At 68.0% G+C, this 19,236-nt stretch carries 18 protein-coding genes; 4 read left to right on the top strand and 14 right to left on the bottom strand.

What is annotated here, in order from left to right:
• Positions 1–333 precede the first annotated feature (333 nt).
• The gene (locus ACTMTU_RS34870) at positions 334–627 is read right to left on the bottom strand and encodes a hypothetical protein (RefSeq protein WP_441267439.1); all 294 of its coding nucleotides are present in this window, start codon (positions 625–627) and stop codon (positions 334–336) included.
• A 424-nt stretch (positions 628–1,051) separates the two neighbouring features.
• Between ACTMTU_RS34870 and ACTMTU_RS34865 the strand changes: the two genes are divergently transcribed.
• A complete protein-coding gene (locus ACTMTU_RS34865; RefSeq protein WP_441267438.1) occupies positions 1,052–3,574 on the top strand; it encodes a Helicase associated domain protein in 2,523 nt (840 codons plus the stop codon).
• Positions 3,575–3,624: 50 nt separating this feature from the next.
• Here the strand turns inward: ACTMTU_RS34865 and ACTMTU_RS34860 are convergent, their stop codons facing one another.
• The gene (locus tag ACTMTU_RS34860; RefSeq protein ID WP_441267437.1) at positions 3,625–4,206 is read right to left on the bottom strand and encodes a hypothetical protein; all 582 of its coding nucleotides are present in this window, start codon (positions 4,204–4,206) and stop codon (positions 3,625–3,627) included.
• A gap of 363 nt (positions 4,207–4,569) precedes the next feature.
• Here ACTMTU_RS34860 and ACTMTU_RS34855 point away from each other — a divergent pair, with 363 nt between their 5' ends.
• Both ACTMTU_RS34855 and ACTMTU_RS34850 read left to right on the top strand, forming a co-directional pair.
• Positions 4,570–4,770: a hypothetical protein gene (locus ACTMTU_RS34855; protein ID WP_441267436.1), complete on the top strand. Its 201-nt coding sequence runs from the start codon at positions 4,570–4,572 to the stop codon at positions 4,768–4,770.
• Positions 4,771–4,876: 106 nt separating this feature from the next.
• Positions 4,877–5,983, top strand: coding sequence for a hypothetical protein (locus tag ACTMTU_RS34850; RefSeq protein ID WP_441267435.1), 1,107 nt, complete (start codon positions 4,877–4,879; stop codon positions 5,981–5,983).
• A gap of 87 nt (positions 5,984–6,070) precedes the next feature.
• Here ACTMTU_RS34850 and ACTMTU_RS34845 read toward each other — a convergent pair whose 3' ends face one another.
• On the bottom strand, positions 6,071–6,457 hold the full coding sequence (locus tag ACTMTU_RS34845) for a hypothetical protein (protein WP_441267434.1): 387 nt from the start codon (positions 6,455–6,457) through the stop codon (positions 6,071–6,073).
• A 655-nt stretch (positions 6,458–7,112) separates the two neighbouring features.
• On the opposite strand from ACTMTU_RS34845, the gene ACTMTU_RS34840 reads away from it, so the two are divergent.
• A complete protein-coding gene (locus ACTMTU_RS34840) occupies positions 7,113–7,352 on the top strand; it encodes a hypothetical protein (RefSeq protein WP_441267433.1) in 240 nt (79 codons plus the stop codon).
• Between the two features lie 446 nt (positions 7,353–7,798).
• Here the strand turns inward: ACTMTU_RS34840 and ACTMTU_RS34835 are convergent, their stop codons facing one another.
• From ACTMTU_RS34835 to ACTMTU_RS34785, 11 genes are all read right to left on the bottom strand, one after another.
• A complete protein-coding gene (locus ACTMTU_RS34835; RefSeq protein WP_441267432.1) occupies positions 7,799–7,921 on the bottom strand; it encodes a hypothetical protein in 123 nt (40 codons plus the stop codon).
• Positions 7,922–7,975: 54 nt separating this feature from the next.
• On the bottom strand, positions 7,976–9,124 hold the full coding sequence (locus tag ACTMTU_RS34830) for a caspase, EACC1-associated type (RefSeq protein ID WP_441267431.1): 1,149 nt from the start codon (positions 9,122–9,124) through the stop codon (positions 7,976–7,978).
• Positions 9,121–9,459 (bottom strand): effector-associated constant component EACC1, encoded by a 339-nt coding sequence (locus tag ACTMTU_RS34825; protein ID WP_441267441.1) that lies wholly within the window; start codon positions 9,457–9,459, stop codon positions 9,121–9,123. Before ACTMTU_RS34825 ends, ACTMTU_RS34830 begins: the two co-directional genes overlap by 4 nt.
• Before the next feature lie 140 nt (positions 9,460–9,599).
• On the bottom strand, positions 9,600–11,075 hold the full coding sequence (locus tag ACTMTU_RS34820) for an SAVED domain-containing protein (protein ID WP_441267430.1): 1,476 nt from the start codon (positions 11,073–11,075) through the stop codon (positions 9,600–9,602).
• Between the two features lie 67 nt (positions 11,076–11,142).
• Positions 11,143–11,628, bottom strand: coding sequence for a Mov34/MPN/PAD-1 family protein (locus ACTMTU_RS34815; RefSeq protein WP_441267429.1), 486 nt, complete (start codon positions 11,626–11,628; stop codon positions 11,143–11,145).
• Positions 11,625–12,902 (bottom strand): HesA/MoeB/ThiF family protein, encoded by a 1,278-nt coding sequence (locus tag ACTMTU_RS34810; RefSeq protein WP_441267428.1) that lies wholly within the window; start codon positions 12,900–12,902, stop codon positions 11,625–11,627. Before ACTMTU_RS34810 ends, ACTMTU_RS34815 begins: the two co-directional genes overlap by 4 nt.
• A complete protein-coding gene (locus ACTMTU_RS34805) occupies positions 12,896–13,516 on the bottom strand; it encodes a hypothetical protein (protein WP_441267427.1) in 621 nt (206 codons plus the stop codon). Before ACTMTU_RS34805 ends, ACTMTU_RS34810 begins: the two co-directional genes overlap by 7 nt.
• Complete coding sequence (locus tag ACTMTU_RS34800; RefSeq protein WP_441267426.1) at positions 13,513–14,502, bottom strand: hypothetical protein; 990 nt, start codon at positions 14,500–14,502, stop codon at positions 13,513–13,515. The genes ACTMTU_RS34805 and ACTMTU_RS34800 overlap by 4 nt, the downstream gene beginning before the upstream one ends.
• A 424-nt stretch (positions 14,503–14,926) precedes the next feature.
• Positions 14,927–15,493 carry a DUF6262 family protein gene (locus tag ACTMTU_RS34795; RefSeq protein WP_441267425.1) on the bottom strand — a complete coding sequence of 189 codons (567 nt, stop codon included), beginning with the start codon at positions 15,491–15,493 and terminating at the stop codon, positions 14,927–14,929.
• A complete protein-coding gene (locus ACTMTU_RS34790; protein ID WP_441267424.1) occupies positions 15,490–17,991 on the bottom strand; it encodes a tyrosine-type recombinase/integrase in 2,502 nt (833 codons plus the stop codon). The genes ACTMTU_RS34795 and ACTMTU_RS34790 overlap by 4 nt, the downstream gene beginning before the upstream one ends.
• Positions 17,988–18,737, bottom strand: a complete 750-nt coding sequence (locus ACTMTU_RS34785) for a tyrosine-type recombinase/integrase (RefSeq protein WP_441267440.1) — start codon at positions 18,735–18,737, stop codon at positions 17,988–17,990. The genes ACTMTU_RS34790 and ACTMTU_RS34785 overlap by 4 nt, the downstream gene beginning before the upstream one ends.
• Positions 18,738–19,236: the final 499 nt, after the last annotated feature.

Here is a 19,236-nt window from a genome sequence, read left to right as displayed (position 1 = left end):
CCCGCGGAGCGGGTACCACATCGCTGCGCGATGTGCAAGCGAACACCCGCGCTGCGCGCGGGTGTTGCGCTCCCGCTCCGCGGGAGCGCTGTGGGGCGCTGCGCGCCCCACTCACCCCCGCTGCTTCGCAGCGGGGGTGACGCTCCGTTCGCTGCGCTCCCGGAGCTGCGGGACTTCGTCCCACGGCCGGTCTTCCGCTTCGCTCCAGACCGGCCGTGGCGGGTCCGCTGCGCTCCCCCGCCCGGACCGGACTTTCGGCTTCGCCTTCAGTCCTGTGGCCCGCTAACGCGGGCCAAGCTGGCTATAGGGTGGGCTACTCCGGGCTTGTGGGGTTCAGGCGTTTGCGTGGCGTGGGGCGATGGCTCGTCGGGGTGCGGCGTGATGCGCCAGCTTGTGTCCTTGGGTGGCCTGGAGGCGCTGCAGCCACAGGGGGGCGGTGCCGAGCAGGCCGAGGAAAACCGCAAGGAGGAGTAGGGAGACCCACATCTGCCGGCTTCCGGGATGGGTCCATCCCGTCCAGGCCGCGGCGGCCGCCCACAGCAGGACGCCTGCTGTGTAGAAGGTGCGGACTCGGCGCAGCTGCCGTACGGCCCGCAGGGACATGAGGTGTTCCGTCTTCGGTGCCATGCCGGCCCGTGTACCCGGATTCGCGCTATTGATCGGGGGGCGGCAAGGAAGGGCTGTGACGGGCGGTCAGGGCAAGCAAGTATCGACCATCCGGAGCGGGGACGGCCTGAACGGCCGTCAAGGCCCCATCTTAGTTTGCCAGCAAGGTGAGTCTCACGGCTTTTGATCACGTGGGCGAGGTTCTGTACTTTGGTGTGCTTCATTTTTTACTTGGGATAAACTCTGGACTCAGAGTCCACCATCCCGGACCGCTCCGGAGAAGTTGCCGAGATCTGCCACACGGCTTTGCCGGTGCTCCAGCGAGGAAGGAAAACAACCGACCGAGTCGGCCCAACCGTAGATCCTGTAGCTCTTCTGCGTGCAGGTTTCTTGTTTCACGCCGCGCGAATCGACCGGACGGCACCCTAGGAGAAGGCAGACGGATATGTCGAGCACAGGTCGCGCTGATCAGCGCGAGGCCGCCCAGCGAGAAGCCATTGACGCGGTCCTGCGCGCCCTCGAATTGCCTGCAAGATCGCTTGTGCCCGAGCGAGGGCTACGGACTCAGGTGATCATGGCGACCGGGTCCGGGAAGACCCGGGTGGCGGTCCGCAGCGCGGAGGAGCTCCACGCGGGCCGTGTGCTGGTGCTCGTGCCCTCGCTGGACCTCCTGGCGCAGACCGAGACCGCGTGGCGTGAGGGGGGCCGCCGGGGGCCGATGATCGGGGTGTCCTCGCTGCGGGGCGAGGAGGTGCCCTTCCCCAACACCACAGACGTGGACGAGCTCGTGGAGTGGACCCGGGGCATGGACAAGGTCACCGTGTACGCCACGTACGCCAGCCTCGGTCTGGGCACGCTGGAGCGGGCGCACGCTGCGGGTTTGGCGGCTTGGGACCTGATCGTCGTGGACGAAGCCCACCGGGTTTCGGGCCGGATCGGGAAGCCGTGGGCGGTCGTCCACGACAACCAGAAGATCCCGTCCCTGCGCCGTCTGTACATGACGGCCACGCCCCGGCTATGGCAGCTCGGGGACGAGGACGAGGCTGGCACACCCGGCGAGCTGGTCGCGAGCATGGGAGACGACCCCGACGGCCCCTTCGGCAGCAGGGCGTTCACTTTGACGCTCTCGGAGGCCATCGACCGTGGAATCTGTGCCCCCTACCAGGTCGTATGCGTGGACGTCACCGACACCGCGCTCCAGGCCGCGCAGCTCCTGGGCGCCGAAGGCCGCTCGGCAGAGGTCCGCGGGGCCCGGCTCGCCGCCCTGCAGACCGCCCTAGTGAAGGCTTCGGCCGAGGAGAACTTGCGGCGCACGCTCGTCTTCCACCACGTCGTCAAGGAAGCCGAGGCGTTCGCGGCCGGCCTTCCGGACGTCGCCGCGCAGCTGCACGCCAGCGACCCCGAGCTGTACCCGGCCACGATCTGGGCGGACTGGCTCTGCGGGGACCACAAGCCACTCCACCGTCGGCGTCTACTGGGCGAGTTCGCCGCCGGGATCGCCACGGACGGCACCGTCGTGGAGAAGTGCGTCCTGTGCTCGGTGAAGGTCTTGGGCGAGGGGGTCGACACCAAAAAATGCGACTCCGTGTACTGGGCGGATGTGCGCGGCTCGATGCCGGACCTGGTCCAGGCGGTGGGCAGGGCGCTGCGGATGCAGCCGGGCGAGGGGAAGATGGCCAGCCTGGTCGTGCCGGTCCTGCTCGGGCCGGGCGAGACGGCGGACAACATGCTCACCTCCCGGGCGTACGGCGGCTTGGCCAAGCTCCTGGAGGCGCTGCGCGCGCACGACGCCCGCGTGGTGGAGCAGCTGGCCGAACAGCAGGCGCAGAGCCGAGTGCGGGGCGTACAGACCCGTTCTGGGAGCGAGGAAGGCGAGCGGGGCGAGGGCGGTGAACGTGGGCTGTCGGTGCCGGCCCGGGAGTTGCTGAAGTTCTCCACACCGCGCGACCCGGCCGCCCTGGCGGCGTTCATCAACCTGCGCGTCCTCAACCCCGAACACGAGCACTGGCGGCGCGGCGTGGAGGCCGCCGTCATCTACGCCCGCGAACACGGTGACCTCCGCGTGCCGTTCACGTTCCGCGTGCCTGCCGTCGATGACCAGGAGGCGGAAGGCGAGGGGTGGCCGGCCTCGCTCGCCGGCTTCCCGCTGGGGCAGTGGACCGCCGACGCCCGCCGGTTCTACGCCCGCGGCGAGATGGATGAGGACCGTGTCGAGCAGCTGGAGGAGCTCGGCATGATCTGGTCCCACTTCGACGTCGCGTGGGAGGAGGGCCTGTCCGCCGCGCGCGGGTGGGCCGCCGAACACGGGCACCTCCTGGCCCCGCTGGACGCCACGTTCCAGGGCGCGGCGGTGGGCATCTGGTTGAAGAACGCGCGGGCCGCCGCCCGTAAGGCTGCCGAGATCGAACGGCGGCGTGCCGAGGGCCTGCCGGTGGAGTCGTCGGCCGGGGCACTGTCGGGCGAGCGGCGGGAGCAGCTGGAGGAGGTCGACGCGTCCTGGTGCCCGTCGTGGCCGGTGGAGTGGCAGCGCTGCTTCCACCTGGTCCGGATGCACCTGGACGCGGGCGAGGCGCTGCCCACCACGGCGGGCGAAGTCCTGCGCCAGGGCGAGGATCTGGGGCGGTGGGTGCAGTCGGTGAGGCTCGGGTGGGACCAGCTCACAACCGTCCAGCAGTGGATGTGCGAACACGTCCTCGGGATCGAGCCCGCGACCGAGGACGAGAAGCCGCCGCCGCGCCGTACGCAGGCCGACAAGTGGGCCATGAACTATGCGGCCGCCAAGCAGTTTTACGAGCGTGAGGGGCACCTTCGCGTGCCGAGGAAGCACGTCGAGCGGATCGTCGGTGAGGACCAGGAGGAGCGGGAGCTCCGGCTCGGGGCGTGGATCGGCAACCAGCGGAGCAGGGCCGCGACGCTCACCCCGGAGCGCGTGGAGCATCTGTCCACGATCGGAATGCGCTGGACGTAGCTGTAGCGGTCCCGGTCGCAGGGATGCCGGCCATGCCCGGTCGTCCGCGCTCAGAAGGGAGGTTCGTCGCTGTACGCCTGCTGACTGCTGGTCTTCTTTTGCGGCGTTCCGGTGGCCCAAGGATCATCCAGCGGCTGCTGCGGAGGGCCCCACCCCCCTGAGGGCGCTTTGCCTCCCCAGCCCCCCGTCGGGGCGGGCGTCGGTGTCGGTGTCGGCTCCGGAACCGGAGCAAGCTGAGGGGGACCGTCATCAACTTCGACACCATCAACAGCGTCGTTCCACAGATCGCGGATGTACTCACGAAGCGTGCGGGTGTCGTTGTCCTCGTCGTAGTCGGAGGAGTCAGCGAACCTTCTCCACGTTGGGTCACGGTCTGCCATACGGCAGAGAACCTCGTGCACCACTTTCACCTTGGGCCAGGTGCTGGTGGTCTCGCCTTTGAGGAGCCTGCGGACCGTCTCACGGCTCACCACTACGCGGTCGGGCTGAGGCCCTTGAGAGGCGGCTGCCGCGATGCTGGCCGGTGAGGGGCGCCCTGCTGCGCGGAAGTAGGTGAACATCTCACTCACGAAGGTCCTCTTAGGCCCGCGCGGGAGCTCATCCTCGCTCGGCATTCGCAGAATCTGGGGCATGCCTAACTCCCGCTCGCTACGGCCTATTTGAACCTGAACAGCCTAGCTTGGACCAGGCATGACACCCATCAAAAGCAAGAAGGGACCACCATCGCCCAACAAGACCCCGTCAAAGCCTCGGGAAGACACACCTCTGCGTGGTTTGCCGCGTGAAAGCACAGAAGAACTTTCTTAAGCAAAGCACTGTTTTCGCTGGTCAGGGCGCTATTCGGGGTGCTTTCGTTGGCGTCAGCCGCCCCACGGGACGCAGTGGTGTCTCAACAGGCGGACAACGGCAGTGCCGTCACCGGAAACGGCGACGGCCCCCTGGTGGGCAGGGAGCCGTCTGCAGAGAACCGAACATCCCCGACGAAGGAGAAGCTCATGTCCAAGGACGAGCGTATGGGCAACAGCCCGGACCCGGAACCCCTCCCAAAGCCGGATGGCGGATCGTCGAGGACCCGGTGGGCCAAGAGCGCCCGGCGGCTCCGCAATGAGGCCGGCCTGCATCTGCTCCGCGGGGCCGCCACCGCGGTCGGCGGCGCCGTCGTCGCGTACGGCGGCCTCTGGATCCAGTCGCGCTGACCGCGGATAGGAGGCGACAGCCCTGGTAACCCTCCAGGAGGCACACAGCGGGACCGTGTGCGTGAGAAGATCCTCCGCCAAGATTCACTCGCCCTGAAGGATCCCCATGCATGAGCAATTTCTCGATGATGCGTCGAGTCATGAACCTGAGGAGATATCGCAGTCAGTGGATCAGCGCTTGGTGGAACATAACGGGTCCTACTACCAGGTGCGCCAAGCGGAGCTCGCAGGTGATGTGCACTTTCCACCCGTCAGGAATGGTCTGGACTACTTGGTCAGCGTGGCAGAGCACCTGGAGGGTGGAAGTGAACCGAGTGCAAGAGCCATGAAGTACGCCGTGCTGCACCTGGCTGCGGGTGCAGAAGTGCTTCTGAAGGCGCGTCTGCAAATGGTGCACTGGTCTCTGGTGTTCGCCAACCCCGGGGACGCTACGCGAGAAGCACTTGAGAACGGAACACTGAACAGTTGCTCTCCGGAAGAGACGCGTAAACGGCTGACCAACCTTGCGGGTATCAGATTCAGCCAGAGTGAAAAGGATGCCCTCTCCGACCTGGCCAAACGCCGCAACGCTCTGCAGCACTATGGCTTGTTCGGCGAGAACGCCAATGCTGGCAAGGTGGAAAGCACCACTGCCCAAGTGCTGAACTTCCTCATCGGTTTCGTCGGTGAGCACATTTTGGAGCGCATCACGGATGAAGAGGAACGACACCACGCGGAGATCGACATGGACCGGATCCGCGGAGGGGTCCGTACGATCCAGGGCTATGTAGCAGAGCGCATGAAGGACCTCGCTCCGGTGCTGGGACCCGTCAGAGCGCGTACCCTCCAATGCCCACAGTGCCAGCAGTTCGCCCTCACTCCGACCGTGATCAAAGGCGTGCCGAAGTGGTGCCAGTCGGACGCCATCCTCTTCCCCATGTACTGCCACCTCTGCGTCGAGGGTTACGCCCCTCAGGGCCTGGCTCTGGGCTACACCGTCCGCGTTCTCGACCGCGCTGCTCCTGATGCCTCGTACGACGGTGACGCCCCGAACCGCTGTCCCGTCTGCGCAATAAACAGCCTAGTGCGAGGGGCGCGGACCGCTGCCGCTCCAGAGACACCTATCGACTTCTGCTTCCGTTGTGCAGACGTGGTCGATGGGCTGCAAGAGTGCCAGCGCTGCGGCTTCATTTACACCACTGAGATAGAACATCGATGCCGACTCCGTAGCTGAATGCTCGCACGTGAGGACGTCGTCCGCCGGGAACGAGCAGCAGGGCCAGGCAGGCCACTGCCGCCAATATCGGGAGCCAGACCTTGCTCAGAGCCCCGGCTCCTTTGGGTAGCCGGGAACACCGTAGCCCTGATCGCGCAGCCACTCACGTGTTACTGCAGCTCGCTGCCGAAGGGTGAGGTATGTGTCGGCGTCTCCGCCTCCGTCGGTGCGCATTACCAGCGTGTAGCCGTCCTCCATCGCCTGCAGAAACGCGTCGGACACCTCCACCACGGTGTCTTCGTCCAGTTGCTGTTCCTCGAGCCACCGGGTCAGCCGGTCACTGGCCTGTCGCCACTCTGTCTGGCGCTGATCGGCATCCGGCGTGCTGGCCGCCAGCTCGGCGTTGCGCTTGGCCGCCGTCAGCCGGTCGCCGAGGTGGCTGGTGATCGCGAACTGGGCAAGGTAGGTGCGGCGCTGTTCGTCTGGTGTCATGGCACCATCCTGTTGCTTTCACGGGCGCTCCGCGAAATGGGAGGGCGGCGCAGTCCGTCAAGCCGTCGTCCTGGTCCACGTCGTCACCGTGCCGCGCACCAGCTGGCGCATCATGCGCACCCCGGCCACCTAGACGCGGGCGCCGGCACCCGCACGCGACCCGAACTGGGGCACCAACCGCTCCCCGGGAGGGCACGAGTAGACGGTAGGTCTCCGACTCCCTTACTGGCGTTCGACCCGCTAGAGGACTTCGACAGCGCAAGGCCCGGACCAGGTGTCCGGGCCTTCGTCATGCCCGGGATCTTTTCTCCCGGCCGTTGCTGTCCGGGTCCCAGCTTCCGGCCCTGCGGGGTGAAGGAGCCGTGCCCGCCAGGACGAGACGCAAGCACCTGAGTCCTGTCACTGTCCCGCTCGCTCAGCCGAACTCACCCCGGAGGCAGTACCGATGACCACCCGCCAGAGCACCCAGGGCAACACCCGCGCCGATCGCCGCTACGCTGAACACGCCACCCTGGGCTCGGGCAGAAGCCCCGCAGGGACGCTCTCAGGCAGAGAGCAGCAGGACCGCCGACCGCGAGGCGCGCGCCACCCCCACGCGGACGACACCACGCAGGTGTCCGCCGTCTCTGTTCCTCCGCCTCGTAGGAGACTCCCGATGGCTCGGGACCCGCACCCGCACTCCCCCGTACCCGCCCGGCCCGCCCAGCTCGGGGCTGCCGTTGGAGGCCCCGCTACTGTCGGTGCACGCCGCCGTCGTGTTCTGGCGGCCGTCATCATCGGCCTCGTCATGGGCGGACTCATGTTCCTCCACGACAAGTCCGTGCCCGCGGCCGTCGCGACGGGCCTGGTGGCCGCTGGAGGCAGCGTTCCCGTGCTGCACAAGCTGATCGGCTGACCGGCGGCGAGCGCCGGGTGCCACGTGCTGCGCCCGGCCCCACCGCCCTCTTGGACGTCAGGCGCCGTGGAACTCGTGGGCGTGGCCACCGCGCATGGGGTTCGGAAAGAGAACGACCTCTGAGGCGATGCCCCACGGCGCTGTCCAGCGGTCCCGCTCCTGGCGCAGACTTCGATCCCTGACGGTCATCGAGTTCCGCGCGCAGCTGCCGGTACGAGCGAGTTCCCAGTCCAGGTGACGGGCGGGTGCGTCATGGGCGAAAGCGGAGCCGCACCGGTGTTGTCGGGACCGTGTTTTCGGCCTGCCCAAGTGGAAGGATTCGGACGTGCTCGGCCGTTCAAAACCAGGGTCGGAGCACCGCTGGAAGACTTGCTGTGACAGTCGGGCGACGGGTTCGGGGGATGGGGAGCTGTGGCACAGCGCAAGGGGTACTACCGGGCAGGACATCACGTGAAGCCCTCGTCGGCCTCCAGCCGGTGGAAGAAGCCGTCCACGGGCGTGATCCTGGTGGTCGGCCTCGTGGCCATCGCCGGGTGGAACACCCTGGTCGGGAACGACTCCGGAAGCACGGAGAAGACTCCTCAGCCCCGCCCATCGGGAGCCTCGGCCCCGGCTGACCCTGGTCAGTGACCGCGGCCGCGCCACAAGTTGGAAAGTCGCCCTCGGGCCTTTCCGGACTCAGCGGCGTCGCCAAGGGGCGCTGCGACGCGCGCCTCTTGCGTCGTGGCGGCATCTCGGCGCAACTCCTGCCAGGCACTGTGCCATTGGCGGATCTGGTCGTCGGGGACGCCGCATGCGGACAGGTAGGCGGCTGCAGTGGCCCAGGTGGCGGGGAGCGTATCGCGGTTGACCAGTCTGCTGAGGCTTCCTGTCGAGATGCGTCCGGCTGAGCGGCGGCTGACCTCCTGCTGGGTCAGGCCGCTGGCCTCCCGCACGGCCGCGAGATTTGTGAAGAAGCCGGTGACGGTGCGGATCGAGGCGGGGTCGGGCCAGGGGCGATTGTCGGGCTCAGGGCCGGCCGCGGCGGTGACCCGGGCGGCGGGAAGGTCTGCATGGTTGCGGGCGAGCGCCACCCGGGCGCCGCTGTTGCGGTTCCTTGCCTGGGGAACGGGATGTCCCCGCGCTTCCAGGGTCAGGCGCAGGTGTCGGTAGACGGTTTCCAGGTCGAGCAGCGGCGGGCCGCCGGTGATGCCGTGGAGCAGCGTGTCGAGGAGGGCGCCGGTGAAGGCTGTGTGGGTGTCGCCGACCGGTGCCAGGGCGGTGCGGGTCTCGGCGGAGGCGGCGAGCAGGAAGGTGCCTTCCACCGCGGCCTGGTCGGCGAGTCCCTCCGAGGCGCTCATCCTGCCGAGGGCCAGGCCGCTGTAGCAGCAGTCGAGGAGGACGATGTGCCGCTCCGCGGGCGAACCCAGAAGGATCTGGCGCAGCCAGTCATAGTTCAAGCAGGTCTCGACCCGGTCGGGTTGTGTGTGCGGCAGGGCGAGCGTGAGCGCGTCGTGAGTGTCGACGAGGCCGTGGCCGGCGTAGTAGACGATCAGAGTGTCGGTGGCCTCCTCGGCCGCCTGGCGCAGCGGTTCCATCACGGTAGCCGGGTCGGGTGGGTTCTCGACAACGGTCACGTGCGGGGCGGGCATGCGCAGAGACAGCGGACCGGTCAGGAGGTCGGCAAGGGCGTTCAGGTTGTTCGAGACGGCCGGCAACTGCTCGAGGTGGTCGTAGCGGCTGGTGCCGATCAGAACTGCCCGTGAGGCACCCGGATCGGGCAGGACACTCACGAGTCCCGGCCCTCGTCCGCGGCGGCGTCCAGCGCTCTGGTCGCCCGCTCGATCTCCTCGGGCGTGCAGTCCGTGAGGACGATGGCCGTGTCACCCCGGCGGATCTCCACCCGCGGCCGCTGCGGCCGGGTCTGCCGCCACGCCACCAACGCCAGCACGAACGACGCCGCGCTCCACCCGTTGCCCGTCACCAGCTGCAGCACATCCAGTGCGGTGCCCATCTCCCCCGGCCGCGGCGTACTCCCCCGCACCACGGCCGCAGCAGACCTGCGCACATCAGGATCCGACCGCAACCAGCCCTGCAACGAGCGCAGCTCCCCCGCACCCGACTCCACGTGCACCTCTAACCGCACCCAGACCTCCCCCACTGCCCGTGCACCATTCCCGATGACGATGCGCCCTCTATCTTCCGCTACAACCTGGGGCTCCAGGCCGGAGACGCTGTAACTTGCCGTTCACCCAGCCGAAGCCGCCGTCAGGCCTCGATGGTGAAGGCCGCCTCGTAGCCCTGGGCCGTACGGACGTCCTCGTACACCACGGTGCGTCGCAGTCGGTTCCAGCGGTGGCCGAGGAGGACGGCGAGTCCCATCGGGCATGCGAGAAAGAGGTGGATTTGGGGGGTGGTTCGGGTGGCCCGGCGGAGGGTGTCGCGGATTCCGACGGCGAGGGCGTTGGCAGCCTGGCTGTCGGGGACGGAGCCGTCCTTGGGTCCTGCCGGCGGGGTGAGTATGAGGAGTTTGGATGCGGGAGTGTTCTGTTCTCGGAGGTGGTCGAGAACGTCTTTGGTGAAGTCCTGCGGTCTCACGGTCACGTTGATGCCAACGGCTAGATCCTCGCCTTGATCGACGTCGTGTTCCTCGACGGTGGGGTCGCAGTTGGTGTCGTATGTGTCGCTGGTGGACCACAGTTGTCCGCGTTGGAGAACGGCGAGGTCGGCTCCGGTGACCATGCGGAAGGCGGTGCCTGTCAGGAAAGCAGGCGCCAGGCGCAGGCTTCCTGTCACGGAGATGGCTGTGCTGCCGTGGAGGTGTGCGGGGGCAGCTTCGATGTCTTCCTGGAGCTGTGCCCAGGTGGAGGGTGTCAGCGGGCGGCGCTTGGTGAATTCGGAGGAAGTCTCGAACCGATCGACCCAGTCAATGGTGTGGTCCGCCTCGCCTGCCACGGGGTCAGGCTTGAGGGTGGCGATCGACAGGACCGCGCGGGCGGGTCCGGTCTTCAGATTGAGAGTGTCGACCGCTGCTCTGGCCATATCGAGGGTGATCGTCCGGTGGCCGTTCCGGACCTGTTGCGCGACCCAGTTGGCGCCGTCGTCGACCGCTTGGCCGTCGTACCGAAGGCCGGAAGCGGCCATGAGGAGCTGCAGTTGTTCCTGCAAGTGGGGCAGTTCTCGGGACAGGTCGAAGCGCAGGTGTGAGAGGAGGTCGTGGAGTTCGGTCTCGCTCAGCCCGGCGTCCTCGGCCCAGCGGGCTCGTGCCTTGCCGATTTTCGATCTCTCTGTGCCCTCGACTGCCTTGGGCAGGAGCAGCTGGGTGCGGGCGTCGCGCACGGCGATCAGGGGGTCGCTCGGGTCGGGCGCGCGGTTGGTGATGAGTGCGAGGTCCACGGCGATGCCGTCGGCGGTGAGCGTGCGCCATGTCCTGGCGATCTTCTTCAGGATGGACGGGCCGCCGGTGGGACTCGGTTTGGTCAGGTACTCCTCATTGACGGGTGTGGAGCTGCTGACGGTGTATTTGACCTGGGTGTAGGTGTGGGGCGGGGTGCGGCGCAGCAGGACGACATCGTCGAGGTTGCCTGCGTCGTCGGCTTCGACGCCGACCGAGATGACGGGATTGGCGGCGTGGATGGCGTTCTCGCGCAGGAGGGTAAGACAACCGGCCCAGGCGATGAGCCACTGGTAGTGGTCGCCGGTGATTCTGACGCTGGTGGGACTCGGGGCTGGCAGAGGTTCCATGGGGCGCTCTCCTGGGCGAGGGGGCGGTGTGGCGCTGTTCTGTGTGCGTCGCGCGGGTATAGGGCCGTTACTGGTGCCCTGGCTGGTTCGGCTGTCCATGTACGGCGACCTGGGTGATTGCGTTGTCGTGGCAGGTCCAGGCAGTCATGTCCCAGTGCCGTGCGCGGAGGCTGAGGATGACGGCGATGAAGCTGTGGAACGCGAGTTCGGGGTCGTTGAGGAGTTGGTGGTAGGTGGCTCCGTCGCGGGCGCTGGGGACGGGGTGGCTGGTGGGGTGGGTGTGCCATTCGCCGATCCAGACGCTGTGGTCTTGGGCGTAGGCCTGATCGGCCAAGGTCTGGGTGTGGGCCAGGTCGCGTAGGAAGTAGGTGGGGGTCTGGACCGCGTCGGGTCCGGGTGTTCCAGCGTGTCGGACGATCACCGTGTCGTGGATGTGGTGTCCCAGCAGGATGCCTCCGGTTTCCCTGGTGGGATCGGCGGTTCGGACCTCGTGGGTGATGACGTGGGCGGCTTGTGGGGTGAGGTGTACGGCGGTGACGGGGCGCGGGGTCATGGGGATTCGCAGGTGGGGCATCCGGGGCGTGGAAATGTGGCGGGGAGCCATCGCATCTCGCCGGTGCGGGTCAGGTCGAAGGGCGGTGCGCAGTCGGGCTGTCGGCGCAGGCTGATGAGTGCGTGTTCGCCGGGGACCCGCTGGTCGGGGTGCCCGCAGCGCTCGAGGAGGGTGGCGACAGCGGTCTTGGCGGCGAGGTGAGCAACGAGGTGGAGATCGGGGCCGACTGCGGTCATCGGCAGGTGTCTGGTTCCGGTGCCGTATCCGGCGTCGAGTGCGGGTTCGGGGTCGATGCCGTCCTGCTCGGCGAGTGTCTGGCGCCGGCAGGTCAGGCACCCGTGCTGGGGCCAAGGTCTCAGTCGCAGGACTTCGCCGATGGCGCCGTCTTGGAGGACGCAAGCCATGACGGCAGGTATGCCGGCGCGGCGCGTGAGGTGGCCGGTGACACGGCGGGCAGCGACGCCGTCGGCAGTGCAGACGACGAGGTCGCATGCTTCAAGCAGCGGTCTGATCCGGTCGGCATCCTCGACGACGTCGAGGACGAGGGGAACGACCGTGGTGTCGGGGCGGAGCGGGGTGAGTTCTTCGGCGAGGGCGGTGGCTTTGGGACGGCCGACGTGGCGGCGGGCAGTGGTGTGGCGTACGAGGTTGTGCCAGGAAAGCCGGTCGGGGTCGACGAGGGTGAGATGCCCAATGCCGTAGCCGGCGAGGGCGTGGGCAGTGGCGGATCCGATGCTGCCGGTGCCGATGAGCATGACGCGTGCTGCTTGAAGGTCCTGGACGGGCCAGTGGTCCTGGAGCTGGCCGATGCCGGTGACTGTCGGCTCGACGAGGGAGTTGAGGGGGTACGCACCGTCGCGTCCGATGCGCCAGGCGACGATGTCGGACACCTCGTGCTCGGGAAAGGATTCCTTCGCATCCGGTGCGTAGGTCAGGGCGAGGTACGGATTGGGGCCGGGGTTCTTGTATCCGCTGGTGAGGTGCTCTTGGAACACGGACAGGGGTATGCCCGTGCCGAGCCTCCCGCTCAGTTGGCGCCAGTAGAGATGGAGCATGGGGGCTACGCGGTACCAGCAGCCGGACAGGCTGACATCGCCGCCGGCCGCGAGCAGGGCCGGGCCCGGTGAGGCGTCGACGGGGAGGATCACGCCGTCGGAAGCGGAGATCCCTCGGATGACGGCCAGGTCCTCGTGGTTGCCGCGCAGGGTCATCAGACCCCAGGGGCCGGCCTGGCGGATGGTGGCTGCGGCGCGATGGGGAACGAGGATCAGCACGAAGGTTCGCTCCCGGCGTCGTGGTGGTCCGGTGCTGTGTCCGGTGGAGCCGCCAGGCTGTCGTCGGCGCCGGCCGTGGCGGGTGGCGGCTGAGTGAGGAAGTGATCGAAACAATCGTCTTCAACGATGCCGCAGTCGGACATCTGCGAGATCGCCCCATGCTTAATCAGCGCGTACTCCACCCGCCAGGCAGCGGCTTTGAGAAGCAGATCGACAACAGACTCGCGGCCGGTCCACAGAGCGTCGGCGCGCAGAAGACACAGGGTGCCGTCACCGTTGACGTGCCACCGTGACTGCGTCCACTCCGCCAGCTCGGGAACCGGATCAAGGGGGAAGATGTGGGGCGGCACCATCGGGTAGGCCTGTCGATAGGCCATGGCTACGCGCAGCCCTGTGGTTCCCATCCAGTCGGTGAGGTGCGAGGGCTGGGGCCTGTCGAACGGCCACAGGGGTAGCGTCCCGTGCCATATACCGGCGCCTTCGCCGTCGTAGATCAGGTCGGGGAAGGCGGCGGTGATCTCTAGCTGGTCCCGCTCGAGGCGGCGTGGCTCGCAGGCCCACCATGTGATGGGGTCAGGGGGCGTGGGCCTTCGAGGGTCGGGGCTGTTCGTCATCCCTGGGGTGCGTCTTTGATCGGCCGGGGGGTGATGAGCGCGGGCGTGCCGGTGATCAGGGCCGGGGCTCCGGTGATGGGGCGTGCGGGTTTGGCCGGGGCGGGGAAGGAGTCGCCCAGGATCTCCTGCCACAGCCGCAGGGCGTCGTCGGTGGCGCCGGCCGCGGCGGCGGCACAGGCCCGGTCGGCGAGCTCGGCGGCTTCGGCGAGCGCGGCCTGCAGGCCGTCGTAGTCAAGGTCGGGTTGGATCTCACCACACAGTTCAGCAGGGTCGCGTACACCTTCGTTGACACGGGCCGCGGCAGCGGTGAAGAAGCTGCGCAGCCCGCTGGCGCGGTTGCCGGAGGTGGGCATGCAGTCGAGAGCGAGGACTTCCATGACGAGAGACTTGATCCGGCCCGTAACTGGAACGTCATGGCGCCACTGCTTCAGGACGCGAACAAGTGGGCGGAAGTGCTCCCACTCTCCTTGGTGTGCGGCTACCAGGTTGATCAAGTGCTCAGGATGAGCAGGCACCCACATCTGCGTCAGCTTCTCGGGGATGAGGAGGGTGCCGTCTGCCTGCCGGAGGGCCGGCATCACGTCAACGGTGAAGCCGCTGTCGTCGTCAGAGTCGTCGAGGAAGCACTTGACCGCGTGGTTCCTCGGCAGCGCGCGCCAGACTTCCCTGCCGTGGCTGCCATTGGTCTTGCCCAGCAAACGGTTGACCTGGCCGCGGGTGTGGTCCAGGGCCTGCTCCGCGCTGAGGCCAGGGGTGCCCCAGCCCGGGTGCTGGACAGCGTCGTAGACGACAACAACGTCGACGTCGTGAATGGGCTTGAGCTGGGTGCTGCGACTCAGCGAGCCGGAGCCGAAGACCTCGGCGACATCGGGTTCGCTGCCCAGCGCCTTCTTGAACAGGTCGCGTCGATCCCGGGCGAGCCTGGTCTGGCCGATGTCCTCGTTAACGCTCTTCTGGAAGTCGTCGAACGCCTCGTCGATCCCCATCATGCCTCCTCGATCTTGCGTGTTCAGCCCTGGTCCCACACCGAGTTCGGCCGGCTGGTGGGGCAGGCTTCGTCCGCGTTCGGGAGGCATCAGGCCACTCCCGTTCAGCGTAGGCGGCACCACTGACAACACCCCCTGAAAGCCGCATAGTTGATCAAGGGTGTACGACAAGGCACCAGGATCCCTCCCCGTGCTGACGGCCCCTCGACGGCGGTGTGGGTCTTCAAGATGTGGGGTGGGGTCCATCAGGTTGCGGGCGGGGAACTGCGGGCGGAAGGCCTGACGGAGGTACTTGCTGGTCACGATGCTGACCGCGTTCACCGACCCGCAAGTCGCTGGCCTCCTCGCTCCGGACTGGCACGACCATCCAGCCGGGTAGGAGACGCAGCGGCGAACAGGCCAGCAGAGTCGCCGGGTGGCGAGGTCATCGTGCGGTGTTCTCGGTGCGGATCATGCGGCGCAGGCTGGTGCGGGCCGCAGCGAGGTCCTGTTCCAGGGAGGTGGAGCGGGTGTGGAGGGCGGTGTTCTCCTCGATGGCCTGCTGGAGCTGGTCGGCGAGCTGGTGGTTGTGGCGAGTGAGTTCGTCGACGCGGCCGGCCAGGTCCGGTGTGGTGAGCGTGTCGAGTTGCTGTCCGAGCTGATGCCGTATGGCGCTGCGGAGGCGGTCGCGTTCCTGGCGGAGATCTTTGATCTCTTGGCGGGCAGTTTCAAGTTCTGCGCGCAGCCCCGCGGGCGTGAGAAGGGTTCCGGAGCCTGGTGTCGGGGGCGGGGTGTGGGCCTGTCGTTGTCGGGCGGCGTCGATGTGCTCGCGGATGCCGTCGGTGTAGGTGAGCCAGGTGGAAACGTTGGCTGCGCGGGCGACGGCGGTGTGGGTGATCTTCTCGCCGTCTCGTTCGAGGGTGGCCAGGGCGGTCAGGACGCGCTGGCGCTTGTCGAGGCTGTGCTGCCGGCGGGCCTGGGCGAGGATGGCGGGATTGCCTTGTCGGTTCATGACGGTGGGGTGTGGGTTCGGGTGGTGACGGTGAGGGGGAGGAGGGGGCGGCTGCCTGCTCTGGTCTTTCGCAGGAGAGTGCTGGCGTGTTCGAGTTCTTCGCGTTCGTGGGCCGGCATGGCGGCCAGGCGGGTTCTCATCCGGTCAACGACGTTTTCGAAGGCGGTGATCTGGGCGGTGAGCGCGGTGGTGACGAAGTCGGCGGCGGCCATGGCCTGGGCTGTTTCGCGGTCGGCTCGTAGTTCGTTGATGTGCTGCTCGATGGCGGGCAGGTAGGAGGGGTCGGGGCGGTAGTAGCCGCAGCCTGCGCATTGGAAGCGGATCGGGCAAGCCTCTCCCCCGGCCTTGACGTTGCTGGGCTCGGTGCAGCCGCCGTAGGGCACGGCCACGGAGCGCAGTTCATAGGTGCCTGGGGAACTGGGTGCGGGGTGTCCGAGACGGTCGACGACGTGGGCGCTGAGGGCCGCGACGGCTGCGCTCTTTCGTTTGAGGGAGACCTGGTAGTAGCGCTGTGTCATGGCGATGGAGCGGTGGTCCATCAGCTCTCGCAGGACGTCGACGGGGGTGCCGGCGTCCGCGTGGCGCTGGGCGTAGGAGTGGCGGAAGGCGTATGGGTAGATGAGGGTCCGGTCGAAGGGCAGCGGGTTGCCGCCGGCGTCCACGCCTTCTGCGTGGAGGGCGTGCAGGGAGTCGACCCAGGTGCGCAGGGTCTCGCTGATGTAGTTGGCGCCGAGGTGGCCGGCGCTGCTGTAGGCGCTGAGGGCGGGGAAGAGGTAGGCGTCGCCGGTGCCTGGCAGTTGGAGGTGGCTGCGGCAGGCTTGCCAGCTGCGGATGGTCTGGGCCGTGGATGCGGTGATGGGAAGGCGTCTGCGGTGGCGGCGGCGTTTGTGGTTGTTCCAGATCAGCGTGGTCTGCCCGTGGGCGGTCTCCAGGCAGTCGCGGGGCAGGGAGGCGATCTCCAGCGGGCGGCGGCCGGTGTCCCGCAGGAGGATGTAGACGGTCTGGTAGAGCAGTTGGAGGTCGGCGGCGGGAATGTCGCGGCGGCCTTGGACTTCTCCGGTGCCGAGGGTGTCCAGGTGGGTGTCGAGCTGTCGGATGACCGACTCGGGGAGGGCTTTGCCGATGGCGTCCTCGTCCTCCTCTTCCAGACGGATGCGGTGCTGGACCGGGTCGCGGGTGAAGGCTCCCGCGAGAGTGTCCAGGTGTCCGGAGCGGCGGCCGTAGTCGATCAGTTGGAAGAAGCAGGCCAGGAGTGTGCGCCGCTGGGAGGAGCGGTAGGCCGTGCCGTCGCGTCGCAGTGCCGTGCGGAAGGCGTCGACGACCGCGCAGGCATCCGTGAAGCCCAGTGCTGCCGGGTCGAGGCCTTCGCCGGGCCGTTGGGCCAGGGTGCGGGAGGCGATGGCCAGGGCGCGCATCGTGTTGGAGAAGTTGTCGGTGCGCGGGGAACTGGTGGTCAGCCAGTGCCGGAGCAGATCGCGTAGCCAGGGCTGGTGGATGGTGCGCAGGTCAGCGGTGCCGGGCATGTGGCGAGGAGCGTTGCCGGCGACGGTGCGCAGGCCGGCGAAGCGCAGGTCGAGCACGTCCGGGTCGTCTAGGGGGGTGCCGGTGAACTCCTCGAAGCCGGTGCGGACAGCGGTGCGAAGGCGCGTGAACGTTCGCAGGGTGCCGGCGTCGTTGCCGCGCAACCGGTCGGGACCGATGTCGTCGGCCAGCAGCGTGGTCGCATCCGCCAGGTCGCGTACGAGGTGGCGGATGCGGTGGGGCTCCAGGCTGCGGGTCCAGCGGTCGGTGTGCTGCAGGGCGTAGAGGAGTTCGCATCGCAGCGGCTGGTCCAAGAGCTGGAGGCTGAACTGGTGAGCGGCTAGGTAAGGGCTCTGAGAGGGTGCCCACTGAGAGGCGTCGGCGGGGTGGCTGCGGTTGTCCTTGCTCCACTGGCGGGCGTGGTAGTTGCACAGGCCGCGGGAGTTGTAGGCGGGGCTCGGGCAGAGGGGTACCAGGCACGGGGCGGTCTCGGTATGGGGCTGGGCGGTCTCGCGCAGCCAGGTCTCCTCGGTTCCTCTGGCCGCGTGGTACTTCCAGGTGCCGTAGTGCGTGGCGCACATGCCCTTGCAGTGCCGGGGACGCACGCACTGCTGATCGTCGCGGGTGATGGAGCAGCGGGCGGTCACCATGCCGCGGGCGCTGCGTTCGCGTTCGGGCCGGTGGCTCGCGGCGAACTGCCCGGCAGTGAGACCGGATGCTCTGAGGTGTTCGCCGCACGGGGTGCAGAAGGTGTTGCCCGAGATGACGACCTGCCGGCAGCGGCTGGTCCGGCAGGTAGAGGAAGAGGTGCGGGGGTTGGCCAGGTCACCGGTGAACAGCCAGTGCCCGCCGTCCCACTCCCCCGGCCGCCAATCCTCGGTGAGGCGGTCTTCCAGCCAGGCCTGCCACGCGAGGGTGTCCCAGCCGGAACGGTCCGGCGATCCGGCGGCCGCAGGCAGCTTCAGGACACGGCTCATGGGCGGTCTCGCAGGGCTTGGACATGCTCGACGGCCTGGCGGGTCTCGGCATCGTCCACGTGCCGGTAGCGCTCCATCGACAAAGGTGAGACGTGTCCCAGGAGCCGCTGGACGACATCGCGGTCCACCCCGCCCCGCAGCCAGGTCGTCGCGGCGGAGTGGCGCAGCATGTGCGGCCGGAACGCGTGTGTGGCGGTGCGGGCCAGGCGGTCGAACATGTCCTTGGTGTTGGGGTAGGACATCGGCCGGCCCACCGGCGGACGGAACAGGTTGACGAACACCATCCCGGTGCCGGCCGCGCCGATGATGCTGTCGCGTTCGTACTGGTAGTCGGCGTAGAGGGCGACCAGGTCGGCGGTGACCGGCACGGTGCGGGGCCGGCGGGACTTGGCCATCGCCCTGTTCGGGTTGTCGGTACGTCGGCGGATGTGGAGATGAGGGCCTGCGGTTCCGCATCCCAGTACGCGTGAGGAGGCCAGCAGGTGCAGATCCTCCTGACGCAGACCCGGCGCCTCACCGATCCGCAGACCGGTACAGGCGAGCAGGGCGATCAGGAACCGGTCCCGTGCCGTGCGTGCGGACGAGATCATGACGGCGATCTGCTCCGAACTCAGGTCCTGGTAACCGGGGTCGGTGAGCGCGAACCGGAACGATGCTTTGTCCACCGTGCGCCACTGCCCGTCCTCACCGACGTCGTAACCCGGGGGCAGGTGCCCTAGCGTCTTCGGCTCGGACAACAGAGCCACCGTTGCGGGTGCGACCCAGCCGTGCGCAGCACCGAACTGCAGGAAGCTACTGACCACGGTCATCACAGCGTTCGCCGTCCCCTGGGAACGGAAACGAGGACGGCTTGCGGTTCGCGTGCTGCGGGCCGGCAGCGGCTCACTCACCAGCCACCGCTGCAGCCCCGCAAGGCCCAGAAAAGTCGGAGCCGTCCACACAAGCCGGCGGCCTTGGCAGTAGTTCAGGTACAAGGCCACCCGGCCGGCATACGCCCGCTCGGTATTGACCGACCGGCCCTTGCTCCGTAGAGCGACCAGAAAAGCGGTTGCCTCTCGGTGCAGAGCCAAGGTCTCAGCCTCGGCAACCACCCATTGCTCTATGCCTGTTGCCGGAGAGACCGACCGCTCCGCGACGAAGTGCTCCACGTACCAAACACAACCACCACACCCAAGCCACCCGCACCGCCATCAGTCGGAGACCATCCCCGCAGGTGACAGGCAGAACAAACGTCCCTCACCTCCA

The sequence above is a fragment of the Streptomyces sp. OZ13 genome, assembly GCF_052068155.1.
In the GTDB taxonomy this organism is placed as follows: domain Bacteria; phylum Actinomycetota; class Actinomycetes; order Streptomycetales; family Streptomycetaceae; genus Streptomyces.
The sequence above is the reverse complement of the archived record's forward strand: the minus strand, read 5'-3'. Positions and strand labels throughout refer to the sequence as shown.

Coding starts and splice junctions, on each gene's coding strand:
- ACTMTU_RS34870 (WP_441267439.1), bottom strand. CDS start 627: ATGGCACCGAAGACGGAACACCTCATGTCCCTGCGGGCCGTACGGCAG.
- ACTMTU_RS34865 (WP_441267438.1), top strand. CDS start 1,052: ATGTCGAGCACAGGTCGCGCTGATCAGCGCGAGGCCGCCCAGCGAGAA.
- ACTMTU_RS34860 (WP_441267437.1), bottom strand. CDS start 4,206: ATGCCCCAGATTCTGCGAATGCCGAGCGAGGATGAGCTCCCGCGCGGG.
- ACTMTU_RS34855 (WP_441267436.1), top strand. CDS start 4,570: ATGTCCAAGGACGAGCGTATGGGCAACAGCCCGGACCCGGAACCCCTC.
- ACTMTU_RS34850 (WP_441267435.1), top strand. CDS start 4,877: ATGCATGAGCAATTTCTCGATGATGCGTCGAGTCATGAACCTGAGGAG.
- ACTMTU_RS34845 (WP_441267434.1), bottom strand. CDS start 6,457: ATGACACCAGACGAACAGCGCCGCACCTACCTTGCCCAGTTCGCGATC.
- ACTMTU_RS34840 (WP_441267433.1), top strand. CDS start 7,113: ATGGCTCGGGACCCGCACCCGCACTCCCCCGTACCCGCCCGGCCCGCC.
- ACTMTU_RS34820 (WP_441267430.1), bottom strand. CDS start 11,075: ATGGAACCTCTGCCAGCCCCGAGTCCCACCAGCGTCAGAATCACCGGC.
- ACTMTU_RS34815 (WP_441267429.1), bottom strand. CDS start 11,628: ATGACCCCGCGCCCCGTCACCGCCGTACACCTCACCCCACAAGCCGCC.
- ACTMTU_RS34805 (WP_441267427.1), bottom strand. CDS start 13,516: ATGACGAACAGCCCCGACCCTCGAAGGCCCACGCCCCCTGACCCCATC.
- ACTMTU_RS34800 (WP_441267426.1), bottom strand. CDS start 14,502: ATGGGGATCGACGAGGCGTTCGACGACTTCCAGAAGAGCGTTAACGAG.
- ACTMTU_RS34795 (WP_441267425.1), bottom strand. CDS start 15,493: ATGAACCGACAAGGCAATCCCGCCATCCTCGCCCAGGCCCGCCGGCAG.
- ACTMTU_RS34790 (WP_441267424.1), bottom strand. CDS start 17,991: ATGAGCCGTGTCCTGAAGCTGCCTGCGGCCGCCGGATCGCCGGACCGT.